This window comes from Pseudomonas sp. AC532 (assembly GCF_979258965.1).
The window spans coordinates 571,501-591,344 of the sequence record NZ_OZ409888.1; the positions used below are offsets into that span (position 1 = coordinate 571,501).

A 19,844-nucleotide genomic window follows, 5' to 3' on the forward strand; every position below is an offset into this window, starting at 1 on the left:
CCGACTGCGCGGGCTGGGCGGCTTCAACCCAGCTCGCGCAGGTAGCACCAGGGATAGATGCCACGGTCGTGGCCATCGTCGAATACCAGTTGCACACCATAGCCCTGGGCATGGATTGCGATGATTTGCACGCCCAGGGGCGCCACGTCGATGCGTTGCGCCAGGCGGGCAGCCCGGCATGCCGAGCAAGGACAATTTGCGCGCAAACGCCCATGGCCCAGCACCTGTGCCACCCCGTCTCCCCACTCCACGGTTAGCGTCGCCTGCATGGCGCTGTTGCGTAACGCGACAGGCACTTCACTCACGGGCTGACCCGACGCAACTGGCCGATGGCAATACGCACCGCCTTGCGCACTTCAGGGTCGGCATCGTGCTCGACGCCCTGTAATGCCGGCAGTGCCCGAGCGTCGCCCAGTTCGCCAAGCGCCAGCGCGGATTCCTTGCGCAGGTTGCTGATGGCGTGCCCCAGCAGTTCCACCAGCGCGTCACGCGCGGCGGAGAATCGCAGGCGGCCGAGCGAGCGTACGGCACGCAGCCGCACCTGCCAGTAGCTGTCACTCAATGCTTCTAGCAGCGCTGGGCCGGCATTCGCCTGGCCAACCTTGCCGAGCGTGGTTGCCGCTTCCTCGCGCACCTGCCATTCACGATCCTTCAGTGCCGCTTGCAAGGCTGGCAGCACGCTGTCGTCGCTGGCCAGCCCCAACGCACCGGTGGCGGCGCGACGTACTTCAGTGTCGGCATCGTCGCTGGCCAGGCGGGCCAGTTGCGGTAAAGCATCGACCTGTTTCAGCCAGCCGAGGATGCCCACTGCTTCGCGGCGCACGAAGGCATCACTGTCCTGTAGCGCCGCAATGGCGGTGGGCACGCTGTCGATCAAACGTAACTCGCGCAGGCCGCGCAGGGCGCTGGCCCTTACGAATGGGTCGGCATGGGTCGCCCAGGGCAGCACCACGAGACCCGCTTCGGCGGTCTTCAACTCGCTGAGGCTCTGCGCTGCGGCGCCACGCACGCGGGTATCAGCGTCGGTCAGTGCCGCACACAGGCCACTCACCACGCCGGGTTCTTCCCAGGCTTCCAGCAAGCGGGCCGCTTCGGCACGCACGTCCGCTGACATGTCACAGGCCAGCGCGTGCGTCAGCCAAGGCAAAGCCGCCGGCTCTTCCAGATCCGCCAGTTCGATCAGGGCGATGCGCCGCACGCCCGCGTCTTCATCCTCCAGGCGTGGCAGCAAATCGAGGATGTCAGGGTTATCGGTGTTCAGATTGGTCATAGGGCAACTCGCAATGGCGGATGGTCGGTGGGCAGCCCGAGCGGCGTCAGGCGTGGCAGCTCGCGGCCTTCCTCATGGCGCAGCAGTTCCAGGCAGTGGCGCTTGAGCTGGACGAATTCAGGGCTGGTTAACAGGCCGGCGTGCCGCGGGCGTTGAAAATCCAGGCGCAGGTCTTCGATGAAGCGTCCCGGGCGCGGGCTCATCACCAGGATGCGGTCGGCGAGAAACAGGGCTTCGTCGATATCGTGGGTGACGAACACCACGGTGGTGCGAACCCTGCCCCAGATATCCAGCAGCAACTCCTGCATCTTGCTGCGGGTCTGGGCGTCCAGCGCGCCGAAGGGCTCATCCATCAGCAACAGGCGTGGGCGATTGATCAGTACCCGAGCGATCTCGGCGCGCTGCTGCATACCGCCGGACAGCTGGTTGGGCCAGCGTGAAGCGAAGTCCTGCAGGCCGACCAGGCTGAGAAACTCGCGTGCCCGCTGCTGCCGTTCAGCCTTGCCGATACCCTGCATCTTCAGGCCGAAGGCCACGTTGTCGAGCACGCTGCGCCAGGGCAGCAGGGTGTGATGCTGGAATACCATGCCGCGCTGCGGTGATGGCCCATCAATCGCCTGGCTGTCGACCCGCAAGGTACCAACGCTGGGCATCAGGTGCCCCGCCAGAGCGCCAAGCAGGGTCGACTTTCCGCAGCCGGAGGGCCCAAGGATGCACACGAACTCGCCAGCGGCGATGGAAAAATCCAATGCCTGCACGGCCTCGAACGCCTGAGCGCCCTCACTCAGGCGAATGGTCAATTTTTCGATATCGATGCGGCCGGCGGACAGGCCTGTTTCATGAATGTTCATCAGCGACGCCCTCCCGTGCGGTACCAGGGTGTCAGCAGGCTGCCCAGGCGCTTGACCAACAGGCTGCTACCCATGCCGAGCACGCCGATCAGCAGCATGCCGACGATGATGTCCGGGTAATTCTGGATGGTGTACGACTCCCAGGTGTAATAGCCGATGCCGAACTGCCCGGAGATCATTTCCGCGGTGACCAGGCAGAACCACGAGGTGCCCATGCCGATCGCCAGGCCGGTGATGATGCTTGGCGCCGCACCCGGAAGAATGACTTCGCGAAGGATCGCCAGGCGCCCTGCACCAAGGCTGCGTGCAGAGGCGATCAAGCGCGCGTCGACGCCATCCACGCCATGCACGGTATTGAGCAACACCGGGAACAGTGCGCCGGTGAAAGTGATGAAGATCATCGACAGTTCCGACGAGGGAAACATCAGGATCGCCAGGGGAATCCAGGCCACAGCGGGAATCGGCCGCAGCACCTCCAGCGGTGGCAGCAGACTGTCTTCGGCCCAGCGGGAGCGGCCGATGGCTATGCCCAGGATGACGCCCAGCACGGCGGCGATCAGATAGCCAGTGAACACTCGGCCCAGGCTGGCGCCGACGTGATCCCAGAGCCGGCTGGATTCGACCAGCGCGATGGCGGCATCGACGACTGACGCGGGCGTCGGCACATAGGTAAAGGTCAGCAGGCCCAGGTCCAGGCGCATGCTGGTCGCCACCTGCCAGAACAGCAGGCACAGGGCCAGTGAAGCCAGGCGCAGGGGCCAACGGTGTAGAGCGGTCATCATCAGGCTCCTCTGAGGCGCTGCGCCGCGCCAGGCGTGGCGCAGCAGGCCGGTCAGCGTGCGGCTACCAGGCGCTGGTTGGCGCCACCGAAGTCCAGGGCTTCACCGCCGTGGGCCTGGGCATAGGCTTCTGCCTGGCCCTTGAGCAGGAAGGCGCTCAACTCGCCCTTGCCGTTGCGCACGAACCAGGCCTGGTTGGCCAACAGCTTGATGCCGCTGTCGCTAGCCTGGGCATAGATGGCGCGGATGTCCTTACCCTCTTCCTCAAGCTGTGCCAATGCCTTGAACGCAGCTTCCGGCGAGGCGTAGTGGCGCACTTTGCCTTCACCGCGCACCCATATCTGCGCCACGCGCTTGAAGTCGGTGATCGGTTGGCCGGTCACCGCGTCATTGGCCTTGAGTGGCAATTGCGCGTAATTGGCCAGCGCCTGCCCGTAATCACGGCCCTCCGCTTTGAAAGCGGCCTTGATGTATTGATCGTCGATGAACTGCTCGATGTTCAGCCCGCGATCGGTTTTCTTCAGCAGCTTGAGGGTCTCGATGGACGTGGCGACGGCCTGGCGGTACTCGGGCTTCCAGGTCAGGTCACGGGTCTGCAGGCCGAGCGGGCCATGGAACAGGTAGTTCACCTCAGCCTCGATACCGGTGATCTTCTCGATCAGCTCGCTGTACTTCTCGGGCTCGGCGGCGAACAGGCGATCAGCCTCCAGGCCGGCGCGCAGGTAGGCGGTGACGATTTCCGGGTACTGCTTGGCATAGTCGGCATCCACGAGGGCGCCATGCATGGTCGGCGCGTCGGCCTGGGAGCCGTCGTAGATCTTGCGGGCGAAGCCGCGGTTGGGGAACAACTCGGCGAACGGCACGAAGTCGGCATGCGCCTCGATGCGGTTGCTGCGCAGCGCCGAGCCGGCGATCTCCGGCGCCTGGGCGATGATGCGCACATCCTTCTGCGGGTCCCAGCCCTGCGCTGCGACGGCGCGCAGCAGCATGCCGTGAGCAGTGGACGCAAACGGTACGGAAATGGTCTTGCCCTTCAGTTCAGCCAGCGATTGCACGCTGGACGCCGCCGGCACCACGATACCGTTGCCACTGCCCTTGGTGCTGCCCGACAACACGGTGATGAACAGGCTCTGCTTACCGGCATCGCGGTGAGCCACACCATTGAATGAGCCAGGGAAATCGGCCATGGCGCCGAAGTCGAGCTTGCCGGCAACCATTTCGTTGGTCAGGGGCGCGCCACTGGTGAAGTTCTTCCACTCCACTTCGTACTTGGCGTCCTGGTACTTGCCATCGCGCGGCAGGTACTTGTCGAGCAGGCCGAGTTCGCGGATCAACAAGCCGCCGGTGGCGCAGTTGATGGTGGTGTCCTGGGTGCCGATGGCGATGCGAATGGTCTCGGCCTGGGCAGTGACACTGCCGATGGCCAGCGCGAGGCCAACCAGAGTGGTACGTAAATGCATGGGTGTCTCCCCTCGAATCAATAGGTATTGGAGTCGTCTCCGCCGGGTGGTCGGCCGGTGGGAAACGAGGGGGTGTGGTGTCAGGCGTCCGGTGGTTGGCGGATGGCGTGCTGCTTTTCTTGTGCGTGCTTGCGTGTTGGTGCATTGGTGCATTGGTGCATTGGTGCATTGGTGGAGCGCAGCGATACCCGCAGCGAGTGACGGTTCAGCGCAACAGATAGGGAATCTCGACGCGTACCGCGTCGGTCGGGCAATCCTTCTCGCACGGCATGCAGTACCAACATTCGTCGAAGGCCATGTAGGCCTTCTGGGTCGCTGGGTTGATCGCCAGCAGATCCATCGGGCAGACGTCGACGCACACGGTGCAGCCCTTGTGGGCGATGCACTTGTCTTCGTCGATGGTCACGGGCGCATTACTGCGAAACAGGATTTCCTGGGGTTGAAAGGCCATATCACGGTGTCCTCGGAGCCTGTGGCTCTCGTTAGGTGGTGCGTTCTATCGAACGTTGGCGATGTTCTCTCGCACGATCAATACGCTTCATCACGCAGCGTCGACGCGCACCCGCAAGCGGTTGTAGGCCTGTTGCTCTTCATCATCCAGAGCGATCAGGTAGGGCTCGACCGGTTTCTTGAAGCTGATCATCTGGCCGTGTTCGTCCTTTTTCAGGTGGCAGTGCACGAACCATTCGGCGTCATTGCGCTGCGGGTGATCGACCCGGTGGTGATACAGGCCCCAGCGACTTTCCTTGCGAAACAGCGAGGCGCGGGCGGCCATCTCGGCGCAGTCGCGGATCACGCTGACTTCCATGGCGCGCATCAACTCGTGGGCGTTGCTGGCCTTCAGTTCGTCCAGGTCCGCCTCGATGGCTGCGAAACGCTGCAGGCCGATCTCCATCTTCTTGGTGACCTTGGGCGGCTGCAGGTAGTCGTTGACGAAGCGCCGCAGCTTGTACTCGACCTGCGCGGGTGGCAGGCCATGCTCGCGGTTCAGCGGTGCGTACACGCGCGTGCGCTCGGTGTCGATCTGCGCCTGGTCCACCGCGCTGTAGTCGCGATCAGCCACAAAATCGGCGGCGTTGTTGCCAGCGAACCAGCCATAGGTGAAGGCGCCGAGCATGTAGTTGTGCGGCACTGCCGCCATATCTCCTGCCGAGTACAGGCCCTTGACCGAGGTCTCGGCCCGCTCGTTGACCCACACGCCGGATGCGCTGTGGCCGCTGCAGAAGCCGATCTCGGAGATGTGCATCTCGACCATGCTGGAGCGGTAATCGGTGCCCCGCCCGGCGTGGAACTGCCCGCGGCTGGGGCGCTCGTTGCTGTGCAGGATCTCCTCGATGTTCTGGATGGTTTCCTCGGCCAGGTGATCGAGCTTAAGGAATACAGGGCCGTTACCGCCTTCGAGCTCCTGGTGGAACTCCCACATCATCTGCCCGCTCCAGTAATCACACTCGATGAAGCGCTCGCCCTTGTTGTTGGCGGTGTAGCCGCCCAAAGGACCAGTCACGTAGGCGCACGCCGGGCCGTTGTAATCCTTGATCAGCGGGTTGATCTGGAAGCACTCCAGATTGGCCAGCTCCGCGCCAGCGTGATAGGCCATGGCGTAGCCGTCGCCGGCATTGGTCGGGTTCTCGTAGGTGCCCATCAGGTAACCGGAAGCTGGGAGCCCAAGACGCCCGGCCGCGCCGCAGCAGAGAATCACCGCCTTGGCCTTGATCACATGAAAATCAGCGCTGCGGCAGTCGAAGCCCATCAGGCCGTTGACCGCGCCTTCCGCATCGGTCAACAGACGCGTGGCCACCAGGCGATTGGTGATGTCTACCCGGGCGCGCTTGAGCTGGCGGTACAGCACCTTCTTGATGTCGTGCCCTTCGGGCATCGGCAGCACGTAGGCGCCCATGTGATGCACCTTCTTCACGGCGTAGTCGCCGGTTTCATCCTTCTCGAACTTCACGCCCCAGCGGTCGAGCTGCTCGATGGTTTCGAAACTGTGGGTGGCATAGGCATACACGGCAGCCTGATTGACGATGCCGTCGTTGGCCACGGTGATTTCCTTGGTGTACTGCTCGGGTGTGGCGTGGCCGGGCACGATGGCGTTGTTCAGGCCATCCATGCCCATGCTGATCGCCCCGCTGCGCTTGACGTTGGCCTTGTCCACCAGCAGCACGCGCAGCGCCTTGTTGCGTTCCTTGGCCTTGATCGCGGCCATGGGCCCGGCGGTGCCGCCGCCGATGATGACGATGTCGTATTCCTGTTCCAGGGTGTTGATGCTCATGACTGCGCGCCCTTCTGTCGGTCGATGCGCAAGCGATACTGGAAGGCATCGCCACGGTAATAGAGGTGTTCGAAATCCAGCGGCGTGCCATCGGCGGTGTGGGTCAGGCGCTCGATGCGCATGATCGGCGCGCCCTCCTCCACTGCCAGCGCCTGGGTCAGGTCGCTGTCGGCGAGCACCGCGTCGATTGCAAGATCGGCACGGCCCAGGGCGATACCACAGTCGTTTTCGAGAATCAGGAAGATGTCCCGCGTTACCAGGTCGGCCTTCTCCAGCTTCTCGCCCACGGCGTGGGGCAACCAGGTGATCTCCAGGGAGATCGGCTCGCGGTTGATCAGCCGCACCCGGCGGATCTCCGTGACGGTGCTGCCCTCTGCCACCTGCAACCGCTCGGCCACCAGCGCCGAGGCCGGAACGTGGCGCAAGCTGCGCAGTTTGTTGAGCACCTCGTAGCCCATCTGTTTCATCGATTCGCCCAGGCCCTGCAGGGTACTGACGTTCTGGAATGCCTTGGGCTTGGCCACGAAGGTGCCCTTGCCGTGGATCTTGAAGATCAGCCCCTCCTTCTGCAGATCCCCCAACGCCTGGCGCACGGTGATGCGGCTGACCCCAAAGGTCTGCCCCAGTTCGCTCTCCGAGGGCATACGACTGTGCGGCGCATAGCTGCCATCGAGGATGCGCGAGCGCAGCAACTCCTTGAGCTGGCTGTAGAGGGGAATGGGTGAAAGCGGTATGAGCCGAGGCATAAGTATCCTTTGCGATCAACTTGTCATAACAAGTAGTGACGAGATGATAGTGAATAAGAAGGCTGAATCGAAATACATTTTAGAAATAAGCATATGACATGTACCGCAGGTCGGCGGACGCCCTTTACCGTGCACGCCATGCGCGAAAGGTCGCGCTCGACGCCCCAAAGATCATTCCAAGTGCCCTGGGGGCACTGCCCGCCGCGTCATTGTCCGCATGTCCGCAGTTGCAGAGGTGCCGTCAAACTGTCCAGCGATGTCGCTGCCGAGTATTTGCAAATGACACATCGCCCCAATCACACCAGCAATGCCGATACGAAGCTGACGGCTCAAAGCACCATGTGGTCGTAGAGAATCGCTGCGCCGACGCCGATCAATACCAGGCCGCCAACGATTTCGGCTTTGCGACCGATGGCCGTGCCAATCGCGCGGCCGAGCATCACGCCGATCGTCACCATGGTCGTGGTCGCCAGACCGATTGCCAGGGCGGCGATCCAGATATTCACGTCGACGAACGCCAGGCCGATGCCCACCGCAAGCGCATCGATGCTGGTGGCGAATGCGGTGACCGCGAGGACCCAGAAAGAATGTGATTTGGCTTTTTCAGCCGCCTCTGCCGCATCGGACTGCAGGCCGGCGTAGATCATGTGCAGGCCCAGCAGCAAGAGCAGCACGAAGGCGATCCAGTGATCCCACTCCTCGACGAAACCGACGGCGGCCTGGCCGATGAACCAGCCGACTACGGGGGTGATGCCTTCGATGACGCCAAATATCAATCCGGTGCGCAGGGCGTCGGTGAATTTGGGTTGGTGCAGGCTCGCGCCCTTGCCGATGGCCGCGGCGAACGCATCCGTGGACATGGCGAATGCCAGGAGGATGAGGGAGATGGGATTCACGGTTACGTCTCGGTCGGGCCATGAGTCAATGACGGATACACGCGCCCGACCACAGGCACGTATCTGTCATTGGTCTCACCAACCGAACGGTGTTCGTACCACGGCTGCGGCCGAGAATGTTGATACGAACGCTGCCGAGTGGATCCGGCAGCAGGCTACTCCCCAAAGAGGCCCGCACTGTAACCAAAAGCGCTGCGCTAAAAAACCACTTTTTATGCCGGGAAATGTGATGCTTGTCCGAAGGACCGACAGCGGGCATGTGCTGTACCCGTGATGCAATCCGCGCGAACGGCAGGAACCGGAACGCAAGAGCGCGCAGCACCGATGCCGGCAGACACGAGGTGCGAAGGCAGCGCGACCGGCCCTCACAGGTTGGCGCGGCGCACAGAGAATAAAACAGGGGCCGTACCACGCATCCGCGGCCCCGAAGGAGCGACTCTACAAGAGCCGCCATCCGCAACAGGTTGGGCCTCTCAGCCGGTGACGCTTGCGGCCGGTTTGCGCCCGGCGAATACGTCCAGCAGGCTGGCGACCACCATTTCGCCCATGCGCGTCCGGGTCTGTACCGTGGCGCTGGCGCGATGTGGCTGCAACACCGCGTGTTCCAGTTCGAACAGTTCGCCGGGTACCTGCGGCTCATCGGCGAACACGTCCAGCGCCGCGCCGGCAATCTGGTTGCTTTGCAGCGCTGCGACCAGCGCCGGCTCGTCGACCAGTTTGCCGCGGGCGATGTTGATCAGGTAGCCATCGCGGCCCAGGGCGTGCAGCACCTCGGCGTTGACGATGGCCTCGCCCTTGTCCGCAGCGGCCGCGAGAATCAGCGCGTCGCTGTCATTGGCCAGGGCCATCAGATCGGCCATGTAGCGGTACGGCACATCGTTAATCGGCTTGAGGTCGGTGTAGCTGATCGGGCAGCCGAATGCTGCGGCCCGGGTCGCGACGGCGCGGCCAACCCGGCCCATGCCGACGATGCCGATGCGCATGCCAGACACCTGGCGTGCCAGGGGCAAGGGCGCCAGTGGCGTGGCGCTTTGCGGCCACTGGCCGGAACGCACGTAGCGGTCGCCAGTGCAGATGCCGCGGCACACGCCGATCAGCAGGCCGATGGCCAGGTCGGCGACATCCTCGGTGAGCGCGCCGATGGTGGCCGTGACCTGAATGCCACGGTCACGGGCATAGGCGAGATCCACCGCATCGGTACCCACGCCATTGACCGCCACTACTTCGAGGTTCGGCAGTTGCGCCATCAGCGCCTGGCTGATGCCGGTGTGCCCGCCGGTGATCACGCCACGGATAGTGGCGCCGTGCTGAGCCAGGTAGGCCGGCTTGTCGGCTTGCTCGTAGTAACGACGGAGGGTGAACAGCTGGTCCAGCTGGTCACGGATTTCGGGGATCAGGATGGGGCTGAGCTGGAGGACTTCTGGCTTCATGGGTACCTCGATCATGTGTAGTGGGCAGGTCGCGTCAAACAGCCTGGCGATCAGCCTCGGCCCACGAAGGGCATGTTGGTGGCCATCACGGTCATGTTCAGCACGTTGGCCGAGAGCGGCAGCGCGGCGATGTAGCGCACGGCATCGGCGACATGCCTGACGTCTACCATCGGTTCCACGGCGATCTCGCCGTTGGCCTGGCGCACGCCCTTGGTCATGCGCACCGACAGTTCGGTCAGCGCGTTGCCGATATCGATCTGGCTGCAGGCGATGCTGAATTCGCGGCCATCCAGGGCCAGGGATTTGCTCAGTCCCAGTACCGCGTGTTTGCTGGTGGTGTATGCGCTGCTGCAAGGCCTGGGCGTGTGCGCAGAAATCGAGCCGTTGTTGATGATCCGGCCGCCTTGGGGCGACTGCCTGCGCATCATCCGAAAGGCACCGCGGGCGCAGAGAAAAACGCCGGTAAGGTTGGTGTCGATGACGTTGCGCCACTGTTCGACATCCAGCTCGTCAAGGGTCACGGCGGGCGTATTGACACCGGCGTTGTTGAAGATCACGTCGAGCCGCCCGTACACCTCTTCGACGCTGGCAAACAGGGCATCGACGCTGGCCGGATCACGCACGTCGGTGGGCACCGCAACGGCCTCCTGGCCGCGGCTGCGCGCCGCTTCGACCAGCGCCTGCAACGGCTCGGCACGGCGCCCGGCCAGCACCAGGCAAAAGCCATCGGCCATCAACGCTTCGGCGACGGCCTTGCCGATGCCGCTGCCGGCACCGGTGACCAGGGCGACTTTTTTCAAGGCTTCATGGGGCATTTAACGTTCTCCTCGATGAGCGATTTGCGGCTTGCAGTTCTGTCGCTGGCGGCGTGACGAGAACGGCAGTTAGGCGATCCGGTGTGGGAGCGGGCCACGCACGCGAAATCATCGGTATGGCCCGTTTCCACAAAAATCAGGGACGACTGCCAACACGCATTTCCAGCTCGGCCACGCCGTCGATGCCGGCGTTGATCACGTCACCCGGGTTGAGCGCCGCCACGCCATGGGGCGTGCCGGTCATGATCAGGTCTCCAGGGCGCAGCGGCACCAGCCGCGACAGCAGGCTGATCACCTCGCTGACCGTGAATATCTGTGCGTCAAGCGTGCTGCGCTGGCGTTCCTGGCCATTGACGCTCAGCCACAGCGCGCCCTGCTCAGGGTGGCCGGCCTGGGCGACCGGCACCACGGCGGTGATCGGTGCGGCACCCTCGAAGACCTTGGCCATTTCCCAGGCCATGCCAGCGCTCTTGACACGCATCTGGATGTCGCGCCGGGTCAGGTCGAGACCGGCGGCGTAGCCCCACACATGATCGAGCGCACTGCCCAGGGCGATATTGGCGCCGCCCTCGCCGATCGCGACCACGAATTCGATCTCGTGGCAGAACTCGTCCGTCATCGGCGGGTAGATCACCTCGCCCATCGCCTCGACAACGGCACTGGCCGGTTTCATGAAGAACACCGGTGCGTCGGGCTTTGCATCGCCGGCGCCCGGCCACGGGTAGTTGCGCCCCACGCAGAACACGCGGCCGACGGGAAAGCGCTGCTCGCTGCCTGCCACGGGCAGATCGACCTGGGGCGCTGGGGTGAAGACATAGGCGGGAGTGGTCATTGTCATTGGCTTCCTGTTCAGAGCGTTCAGCCTACGGCCATATGTCCGTTGAAAGTTGGAGGAAAGCGGGCTCGTATTGGACAAATCCGGTCAATGCACCGGGATGCGGTACCAACATCCGAACGGCAATGAAAGCGCAGCATGCCCATCGGCGCCGATCAGATGGAAGGCCATGCCGAACGAGCCGGCGGCCTGCCCGATGGCGCAGGCCGCGATGGGCGGGCAGGCGCCGCAGGCGATCACGCGGCGCGACGAGTCGCACTATGCGTGCGGGAGCTCGGGGTGAGTCGGCGGATGGGGTGCGGTGCAGGAGCATGGCGCTGCACCTGTGTTGGCTGGCGTGGCAGTGCCAGGCAAACGAGGTAGTCGTACAACCTCTCTAAACCGGTGTTTCGGTTGAGTCGTTTTTTTGCTGCCCTTGGAATCGATCGGTGCCGATCAAAAAAATCGTCTGCCGCCAACCGTCACGCACGCTTCACTCATAACCTCTTAAACAACCGTTCTAGAGGGCTCAAGCGCTATTCGGCCACGTCCTGCGAACTGAACCGGCCACCACCGCCATGGTGCTCATGTATCGTAGGCGCCCGCCTCGATCATCGTACAACCGCTTGCCAGAGCCCTCAACGTGCAGCCAATATGGCTGCGAAAGATTCCTGACCCGAGCGTTGTAGATGGTTTCACCGAGTCACGTTCCTACCTACTTCATGCAGCAGCGTAGCGAGCTGACGGACTTTCATATCCGCGATAAAAAAGGTCGGCGGGCGGAAACCGCCCCGCACCGTCACGAGTATTTCCAGATCCAGATCAACCTGGGCGGCGATACGGTTCAGCATATCGGTAACGTCGAGCGCCCCTTCCCGCGCAACACCCTGGCATTCATTCTGCCGCACCGGGTGCATGTGATCCCGCACCCGCCCGATAGCAGCTTCCTCGTCATCAATTTCTCCCAGACCTTTCTGCTGCCGCACCTGCAGTGCGACCCCATGGATTTGGAAGACGTGTCCATCCTGCTCGCGCCGGAGCTGTCGCCCTTCCGCTTTCAGGAGTACCTGGACTTCACCTTCGACGACGCGCATTTCACGCGGATCTGCGCCCTGGTCACGCAGATGCGCGAGCTGGACGTCAGCCGCCAGTTCGGCGTGCGGGAAATCCTCAAGGGCCTGATGCTGCAGATGATCGGCCTGGTGTGCAGGCTCTACGCCGAGCCGCTCAAGCAACTGGCCGAAAGCAACGCTGCCCAGGCCAGCCGGCGCGACGCACTGGGGCGGATGTCCGACTATCTGCGGCGCAACATCGCCGACCCCGACCTGAACCTGAAGAAGGTCGCCGCAGCCACCTACCTGTCGCCCAGCTACCTGACCCACTGGCTGCGCAAGGAAGTCGGCAAGACCTTCAGCGACATGGTGCTGGAGCGGCGCATGCACGCCGCGCGCAACTATCTGCTCAATGGCAACAAGCCGGTGGGCGAAGTGGCACGCCTGTGCGGCTTTGCCGACGAGGCGTATTTCTCACGGCGCTTCCGACAGATTCACGGGCTGCCGCCAGGGCAGTTCCGTCGCCAGCAACTGGACCCGGACACGCCGCAGATCCCGTTCACCGACTAGGCGCAGTGCGACTCATGCAACGCTCATCTGCCCACAAGCGCCGCACCTAAAACGCGCCTCAGCTCACGGGCACTGCTGCCGACGGCATCACGCGGCAGTTCCCGAGCCGGCAGGCAGATGACCGGCCCCGAAAGAAGTCGACCCGAAACCGGCGTCGTACGGTCACACATGCTAAGGCCAGCCAAGCGGCGCGAACATGACGGGAATTGGCGGATGAGAATTGCATGCCTGGGATGGGGCTCCTTGATATGGAAACCCGGTATTCTTCCGGTAACCGGGCCTTGGCACCGCGACGGCCCTGACCTGCCGATAGACTTCGCCCGTGAATCCGATGGTGGCGAACTGGCCACCGTGATCTGCGACTCGGCGCCGCGGGTGCGGGTGATGTGGGCAATGCTGAAAACCGCCTCCATGGCTTCTGCCCGCGAGCGCTTGCGGCGCAGGGAGCAAATCCCCTCCTCCCAGCCGCTTTGCATTGGCAGTGTAAGCAAGGGCAACCATGATCGGCGCTGCCCCCACGCAGCCGCCATTGGCGCGTGGGCCGCAGCCCAGGGCCTCGACGGCGTGGTGTGGACCGCGCTGCCGCCACGCTTTCAGGGAACCAACGGCGTGGCCCCGCACCAGGAGGCGGCGCTGCACTACCTGCAGCAACTACCGCCCGACCAGCGCCTGCATGCCGAGCACTACGTGCGCTCGACGCCGTTGTTCGTCGCGACGCAACTGCGCACCGCGCTTGTCGACGAACTGGGCTGGCGCTGCAGCGAGACGGCAGCCCGGCTGCTCGAGCTCAGGCAAGGCGCACCGAAGCCCAGAACCAGCAGAAGACGCTACCCGGTGCCGCGCTGACCAGCCCGATGTCATTAGCGCTGCGCTGCCGAGCCCATGCCGAGCTGCACCAGCGCGTGCGCGAGGCTCGCCTGGGAAAGCTCGCCCAGGTGGCTACCCAGCTGACGACCCTCGGCATCGAAAAACAGCGTCGTCGGCAACGCCCGTGACCCGACGTATTGCCCCAACTGACCATTGGCATCGAGCAGCACATTGTCCAGGCGCGGTTGTTCGGCGCCCAGAAAGGCCGCCACCACAGCCGCGCTCTCGCCCTGATTGACGAACATGAAGGTAACGTCCGGCTGCTCACGCTGAGCGCGCGCCAGCACCGGCATTTCCCGCCGACACGGCGGGCACCAGGTTGCCCACAGGTTGATCACCAGTGGTTTGCCGGCGAATTCACGCAGGGCCACGGGCTCGCCCTGCGCGTTGCGCAATGCCAGATCCGGCAGCCGCGTGGACTGTTCGTGGCTGAGCAGTACAAAGGAAGCCGCCGCCCAGCACAGCACCCCGACCGCCATGCCCCACCCCAGAGGTTTACGCAGTTTGCCGTCGCGCCAGGCGATCCAGGTACCCAGTGACAGAGCCGCCAGCACGCCCGGCCAGGCGATGAAGCCACCGTCGCGGATGTCCACCACGCGCCAGGGCTCACTGCTGAAATACTCCAGGTACGCCACCACGAAGGCCAGCCGCGCGACGACCAGGGCCACCAGCAGCAACCTGAACAGCTGCGACTCGGGGTTGCCCTGGTTGCGCCGCCCCAGCCACCAACCAGTGAGGATCGCCGCCAACAGGCTCATCATCAGGATGACGTGAGGCACTGCCAACGCCAGGGGCCCGAGGTTGATGGTCATGTCAGGGTGTCCATGGTTGCGCGCTCCTCTGCGCTCATAAATCGCGGTGCCAGTGGCGTATGGCAGCCCCATGCCGCAGGTGGTCGCCCAGGCTCGGCAGCACTGCCATCAAACGAGCGTATGCCGTTGCGTCAGCACGCTGCGCCCCGCACAAGCATGCGCCTTGCCGGGCATGAGAGGACTGAACGCTCAGCGTGCGATTCGAGCCTCCGATAGCCGGCGAGCCGGCACCGAACGACGACAGCATACGCGGTCATTGCGGCGGCATCAGAACGCAAACTGACCCAGACCGTCTAGCTTGCTGCACACCGTACTGCTTTCAACGCGACACCTGCTGCGCGATTTCGGAACCGCCCCTGGACGGCATTCGTCGGTATCCTAGGCGCGATGCCCACCTGCGAGAGTTCACCGATGCGCTATGACCTGGTCACCATGGATGTATTCATCGCCGTCGCCGAGGAGCGCAACCTCACTCGTGCAGCGGAGCGCCTGCACCTCGCGGTTTCGGCGGTGAGCAAGCGAATCGCCGAACTGGAAGAGCAGGTCGGCTCGGCGCTGCTGCTTCGCTACGCACGCGGTGTCGACCTCACGCCGGCCGGCCAGTCGGTGCTGCACTATGCCCGTGAGCTGCGCCTGGTGCTGGGCCAGATGGACGAAGAACTGGCCAGCTACTCGGCAGGCGTGAAGGGCCACATTCGCATCCACGCCATTACCTCGGCTCTCGCGCAATTTCTGCCGACCGACCTCGAGCGGTTCCTGTCCAGTTACCCGCTGATCAACTTCGACATCGAGGAGCGCGTCGGCAGCGCGGTGGTGCGAGCGGTGATCGAAGGGCGTGCGGACCTCGGCATCTTTGCCGAGCATACCCGCGCGGCCGGCCTGGAAACCCGCCCCTATCGCCAGGACCAACTGGTGGTGGTGACGCCCCGCGACCATGCCATCGCAGGCCTGTCGGCGATCCGTTTCCACGATGCCCTGGAACATGAATTCATCGGCCCGCACCTCGACAGCTCGCTCTATACGCTGTTTGCCCAACAGCAGCCGGAGGCCGGGCGGGAGATGCGCGTGCGGGTTCGAGTCAGCAGTTTCGAGTGCATGTGCCGCCTGGTCAGTGCCAAGGTGGGCATCGCCATCTTGCCGAAAGCGGCGATCCAGCAGTACCTGCGGCCACTCAAACTGCAGATGACCCTGCTGGACGAAACCTGGGCGACGCGCCGCCTGGTCATCGGCGTACGCAGTACGGACCTGCTGTCGCCCACGGTTCGCGCCCTGGTCGAGCACATGGAAAAGGGTCATTGAGCGCGAGCAGGATTGGCAGTCAAGGCTACGAGCGTTCTCATTCGGAGAATGCTCAGTTGGCGAATCATCAATTTTCTTGTTGCCCGGCAGACCCTAGGATGACCTCACCAAGGGGGCCCGAGGGTCCCGTACAAGAACGAGATACCAATGACCGTAGATGCCAACCGCTACCTCAGCCCGCTGGAAATCGCGGGTGAACACTTCGCCTATGTCGACCTGCACAAGCTGCTGCCGGCAAGCGCGCTCGAACGCCTGCCCTACTCCATCCGCCTGCTGCTGGAGAACGTAGCGCGCTGCTCGCCGGAGGCACTCGACTCGGTGCTCGCCTGTGCTACCGGTACCGGCGAGGCTTGCGAGGCGCCCTTCTTCCCCAATCGCCTGATGTTCCACGACACCACCTGCCTGCCCGCGCTGGCCGACTTCGCCGGCATGCGTGATCGCGTGGCGGAACTGGGCGGCGACCCGCAACAGGTCAACCCGGTAATCCCGGCCGTGCTGGCCATCGATCATTCGGTGATCGTCGAGCGCTATGCCGACCCCGATGCGGTGGAAGCCAACCTGGACATCGATTTTCGCCGCAACGGTGAGCGCTACCAGTTCATCAAGTGGGCACAGAAGAGCCTGGACAATTTCAAGGTCATTCCCCCCGGTACCGGCATCATCCACCAGATGAACATGGAAGCCATGGCGCAGATCGTCTGGGAAAGCCAGGGGCCCAATGGCGAGCGCCTGCTTCACCCCGATGACATGGTGGCCACCGACAGCCACACACCGATGATCAACGCCGTGGGCATTCTTGGCTGGGGCGTTGGCGGCCTCGAAGGCCAGGCGGCGATGCTGGGTGAGCCGGTGCCCATCAGCTTTCCCGAGGTCATCGGCATACGCGTCAGCAACGCGCTGCGCCCCGGCGTGACCGGTACAGACCTGTCGCTGTACGTCGCCGAAATACTGCGCAAGCGCAAGGTGGTCGGCAAGTTCGTCGAGTTCTGCGGGCCGGGCCTGGACAACCTGACGTGGGCAACGCGCGGCACCGTGGCCAACATGGCCCCCGAGTATGGGGCCACCGTGGTGTTCTTCCCCTTCGACGACGAAACCTGCCGCTACCTGGAGCTGTCCGGGCGCCCGGCGGCGCTGCGTGCCAAGGCTGAGTGCTACATGCAGACGCAACGCCTGTGGCGCCGTTCGCAGGCGCCGGAGCCAGTGTTCGCCGACGTCATCGAACTGGACCTGGCCAGCCTTGAACCAAGCGTTGCCGGCCCCCATCAGCCTCACCAGCGCCAGCCGCTGGCACAGGCAGGCCAGTCGTTCGACGAGCACGTACTGGGCAACCTGATCGCCAGCAGCGCCCCCGAGCAGTTCGCCGAAGCCAGCTTTGGCGAGCCGCTCGGCCATGGCGCCGTGGTAATTGCCGCGATCACCAGTTGCACCAACACCGCCAACCCGGCGCAGATGATCCAGGCCGGCCTGCTGGCACGCAATGCCCGGCGCCTGGGGCTCACGCGCAAGCCATGGGTGAAGACTTCGCTGTCGCCCGGCTCCCAGGTGGTCGCCGATTACCTGCGTGAAGCGCACTTGCTGGAGGATTACGCAGCCCTGGGCTTCGACCTGGCCGGCTTTGGCTGCATGACCTGCATCGGCAATTCCGGCAGCCTGCAGCCGCACGTGGAGGCGTTCGCCGAACAGGGCCTCAAGGGTGTGGCCGTGCTGTCGGGCAATCGCAATTTCGAAGGGCGGGTCAATCCGAAAGTGCCGGCTGGCTACCTCGCCTCCCCCGCACTGGTGGTCGCCTATGCCATCGCCGGCGATATTCATGTCGACCTCGTCAACCAGCCGCTGGCAAAAGACCCCGACGGTCGCGACATCTACCTGCGCGATCTGATGCCGAGCGATGAGCAGGTCGCACAAGTCGCGCGGGAGGTGGTGCGCCCGGAATTCTTCGCCGAACGCCTGAAGACGGTCTGGGACGGCACCCACCACTGGCAGGCGCTGAGCGCCGCCGGCAGTGTGCAATTCCCCTGGGACCCGGCGTCCACCTACCTGCGCCGCCCGCGCTACCTGGAAGCCATTGCCGCCGAGCCACCGAGCACCCTGGCCATCGAGCGGGCACGCATCCTCATGGTGCTTGGCGACAACGTCACCACCGATCACATCTCCCCTGCCGGAGCCATTCCGCGCGACAGCCTGGCCGGGCAGTGGCTGATCGAGCACGGTGAAGACCCGGTCGACCTTAACCAGTATTCGACCCGGCGCAGCAACCATGAAGTCATGCTGCGCGGCGCGTTTTCCAATCGCGCCGTGCGCAACCTGCTGCTTGGCGAGCAACCAGGCCTCGGCGCCTGGGCCTGGACCGCCGACGGCCAGCAGGTGCTGCCGGTGTACGAGGCTTCGTCCAGTTACCTGGCTGCCGGCACGCCACTGGTGATCTTCGGCGGCATCAATTACGGCGCCGGGTCCAGCCGCGACTGGGCGGCCAAGGCGCAGGCGCTGCTCGGCGTACGTGCCGTGGTGGCGTGCAGCTTCGAGCGTATCCACCGCAGCAACCTGATCGGCATGGGCATTCTGCCGCTGACCTTCGCCGATGGCAGCAACGCCGCGGAGCTCGGCCTCGAGGGCCACGAAACACTGACCTTCGAAGGCCTCGATGCGCTTCAGGTGGGCCTCAACCGGATCGGCCTGCGCATCGAACGCGCCGGCAAACCCGAACAGCGCATCGAGGTGCAGTTGAAGCTCGACTCGCGGCAGGAGCTCACCTACCTGGGGCACGGCGGCATCCTTCCCTACGTGGTGCGCAAAATGCTCGGGCGCTCCGCCGCGGCGCAGGCTGGTAGCAACCGTCCATGACAAAGGAGAAGCCCATGTACGCCTATGTCGGCAGCCGCACCACCCGTGAACGCAATGCCCGCGGCGAAGGTATCAGCGTGTATGCCGTGGATCAGCAAAATGGCGCGCTCGAACAGGTGCAACTGCTCGGCGATCTGGTCAATCCATCGTACCTGGCACTCAACGCCAAGGGCGATGTGCTGTATGCCGTGCACGGCGACCAGACCGACGTCAGCGCCTTTCGGGTGGACCGGCGCAACGGCACGATCGCCTTCCTCAACCGGCAGAGCACCCAGGGCCGTAATCCGGTACACCTGGCGCTCGATCCGTCCGGCGGGCACCTGGTCGTCACCAACCACCTGGGGGCCAGCCTCGCCGTGCTCCCCCTCGAAGAGGACGGCAGCCTGGCGCCGCTGAGCCAGTTGCTGGAGATAACCGGCGAACCCGGCCCGCACCGCGTCGAGCAGCCGCATGCCAAGCCGCACTTCAACCTGTTCGACAGCCACGGTCGCCACCTCGTCGTGCCGGACAAGGGCTTGGACAAGGTGTTTGCCTTCCGCTTCGAGGGCGGCCGCCTGAGTGCCGCCGAGGCGCCACTGGTGGCCACCCGCGAAGGCGCCGGCCCCCGCCACATGGCCTTTCACCCGCGCGGCAACATGGCGTATGTGGTCAATGAGCTGGACTCCACCGTCACCAGCTACGGCTACGGCACCGAGACCGGTGCGCTGACCCCACGGCAGATCCTCTCCACACTGCCCGCCAGCTATACCGGCAACAGCCGCGCAGCGGGCATTCAGGTCGATGCCGAAGGACGCTTCGTGTATGCCTCGAACCGGGGTTACGACAGCATTGCGGTATTCGCTGTCAGTGCCGAGGATGGTCTGCTGCGCTTCGTCGAAACCGTCGACAGCCAGGGGCGCACGCCGCGCTTCTTCACGCTGACCCCCAACGGGCGCTTCCTCTTCGCACTCAATGAGGACAGCGACAGCATCGTCGGTTTTTCGGTCGATCAGCAGCTCGGCACGCTGCGACCGACCGGCTTCAGGACCGGCAGCGGCAGCCCGGTGTGCATGATCTTCTCGCCCTGAGAA

The 19,844-nt window shown here is 64.3% G+C and carries 18 protein-coding genes and 1 riboswitch; of the genes, 5 read left to right on the forward strand and 13 right to left on the reverse strand.

Annotated elements, in window-relative coordinates; all coding sequences use genetic code 11:
* Positions 1–23: 23 nt before the first annotated feature.
* The 12 genes from ACZ0AV_RS02750 to ACZ0AV_RS02805 all read right to left on the reverse strand — a co-directional run bounded on the left by ACZ0AV_RS02750 (position 24) and on the right by ACZ0AV_RS02805 (position 11,351).
* Complete coding sequence (locus ACZ0AV_RS02750; protein WP_499149619.1) at positions 24–305, reverse strand: DUF971 domain-containing protein; 282 nt, start codon at positions 303–305, stop codon at positions 24–26.
* Entirely contained in the window at positions 302–1,270 is a 969-nt protein-coding gene (locus ACZ0AV_RS02755; protein WP_499149620.1) for a HEAT repeat domain-containing protein, read from the reverse strand. Before ACZ0AV_RS02755 ends, ACZ0AV_RS02750 begins: the two co-directional genes overlap by 4 nt.
* On the reverse strand, positions 1,267–2,121 hold the full coding sequence (locus tag ACZ0AV_RS02760) for an ABC transporter ATP-binding protein (protein WP_499149621.1): 855 nt from the start codon (positions 2,119–2,121) through the stop codon (positions 1,267–1,269). Before ACZ0AV_RS02760 ends, ACZ0AV_RS02755 begins: the two co-directional genes overlap by 4 nt.
* The gene (locus ACZ0AV_RS02765; RefSeq protein ID WP_499149622.1) at positions 2,121–2,903 is read right to left on the reverse strand and encodes an ABC transporter permease; all 783 of its coding nucleotides are present in this window, start codon (positions 2,901–2,903) and stop codon (positions 2,121–2,123) included. Before ACZ0AV_RS02765 ends, ACZ0AV_RS02760 begins: the two co-directional genes overlap by 1 nt.
* 50 nt (positions 2,904–2,953) lie before the next feature.
* A complete protein-coding gene (locus tag ACZ0AV_RS02770) occupies positions 2,954–4,360 on the reverse strand; it encodes an ABC transporter substrate-binding protein (protein WP_499149623.1) in 1,407 nt (468 codons plus the stop codon).
* Between the two features lie 205 nt (positions 4,361–4,565).
* Positions 4,566–4,811, reverse strand: coding sequence for a 4Fe-4S dicluster domain-containing protein (locus ACZ0AV_RS02775; RefSeq protein WP_042552539.1), 246 nt, complete (start codon positions 4,809–4,811; stop codon positions 4,566–4,568).
* A 90-nt stretch (positions 4,812–4,901) separates the two neighbouring features.
* The gene (locus ACZ0AV_RS02780; protein WP_499153274.1) at positions 4,902–6,626 is read right to left on the reverse strand and encodes a fumarate reductase/succinate dehydrogenase flavoprotein subunit; all 1,725 of its coding nucleotides are present in this window, start codon (positions 6,624–6,626) and stop codon (positions 4,902–4,904) included.
* A 2-nt stretch (positions 6,627–6,628) separates the two neighbouring features.
* Positions 6,629–7,378 carry a GntR family transcriptional regulator gene (locus ACZ0AV_RS02785; RefSeq protein ID WP_499149624.1) on the reverse strand — a complete coding sequence of 250 codons (750 nt, stop codon included), beginning with the start codon at positions 7,376–7,378 and terminating at the stop codon, positions 6,629–6,631.
* A 329-nt stretch (positions 7,379–7,707) separates the two neighbouring features.
* Positions 7,708–8,274 carry a manganese efflux pump MntP gene (gene mntP / locus ACZ0AV_RS02790; protein ID WP_499149625.1) on the reverse strand — a complete coding sequence of 189 codons (567 nt, stop codon included), beginning with the start codon at positions 8,272–8,274 and terminating at the stop codon, positions 7,708–7,710.
* Positions 8,273–8,445, reverse strand: a riboswitch (yybP-ykoY riboswitch). It overlaps the preceding gene by 2 nt.
* Positions 8,446–8,747: 302 nt before the next feature.
* Complete coding sequence (locus ACZ0AV_RS02795) at positions 8,748–9,704, reverse strand: 2-hydroxyacid dehydrogenase (protein WP_499149626.1); 957 nt, start codon at positions 9,702–9,704, stop codon at positions 8,748–8,750.
* A gap of 50 nt (positions 9,705–9,754) precedes the next feature.
* Complete coding sequence (locus tag ACZ0AV_RS02800; RefSeq protein ID WP_499149627.1) at positions 9,755–10,519, reverse strand: SDR family oxidoreductase; 765 nt, start codon at positions 10,517–10,519, stop codon at positions 9,755–9,757.
* A 136-nt stretch (positions 10,520–10,655) separates the two neighbouring features.
* A complete protein-coding gene (locus tag ACZ0AV_RS02805) occupies positions 10,656–11,351 on the reverse strand; it encodes a fumarylacetoacetate hydrolase family protein (RefSeq protein WP_499149628.1) in 696 nt (231 codons plus the stop codon).
* Positions 11,352–12,022: 671 nt separating this feature from the next.
* On the opposite strand from ACZ0AV_RS02805, the gene ACZ0AV_RS02810 reads away from it, so the two are divergent.
* Complete coding sequence (locus ACZ0AV_RS02810) at positions 12,023–12,955, forward strand: helix-turn-helix transcriptional regulator (RefSeq protein ID WP_499149629.1); 933 nt, start codon at positions 12,023–12,025, stop codon at positions 12,953–12,955.
* 243 nt (positions 12,956–13,198) lie between these two features.
* Entirely contained in the window at positions 13,199–13,801 is a 603-nt protein-coding gene (locus tag ACZ0AV_RS02815; protein WP_499149630.1) for a hypothetical protein, read from the forward strand.
* Between the two features lie 14 nt (positions 13,802–13,815).
* Here the strand turns inward: ACZ0AV_RS02815 and ACZ0AV_RS02820 are convergent, their stop codons facing one another.
* Positions 13,816–14,634, reverse strand: a complete 819-nt coding sequence (locus tag ACZ0AV_RS02820; protein WP_499149631.1) for a prolipoprotein diacylglyceryl transferase family protein — start codon at positions 14,632–14,634, stop codon at positions 13,816–13,818.
* A gap of 411 nt (positions 14,635–15,045) precedes the next feature.
* Here ACZ0AV_RS02820 and ACZ0AV_RS02825 point away from each other — a divergent pair, with 411 nt between their 5' ends.
* The 3 genes from ACZ0AV_RS02825 (at position 15,046) to ACZ0AV_RS02835 (ending at position 19,841) form a co-directional block, all read left to right on the forward strand.
* Entirely contained in the window at positions 15,046–15,933 is an 888-nt protein-coding gene (locus tag ACZ0AV_RS02825) for a LysR family transcriptional regulator (RefSeq protein WP_499149632.1), read from the forward strand.
* A 147-nt stretch (positions 15,934–16,080) separates the two neighbouring features.
* Positions 16,081–18,774, forward strand: coding sequence for an aconitate hydratase AcnA (gene acnA / locus ACZ0AV_RS02830; protein ID WP_499149633.1), 2,694 nt, complete (start codon positions 16,081–16,083; stop codon positions 18,772–18,774).
* Positions 18,775–18,788: 14 nt separating this feature from the next.
* Positions 18,789–19,841 (forward strand): lactonase family protein, encoded by a 1,053-nt coding sequence (locus ACZ0AV_RS02835; RefSeq protein WP_499149634.1) that lies wholly within the window; start codon positions 18,789–18,791, stop codon positions 19,839–19,841.
* Positions 19,842–19,844: the final 3 nt, after the last annotated feature.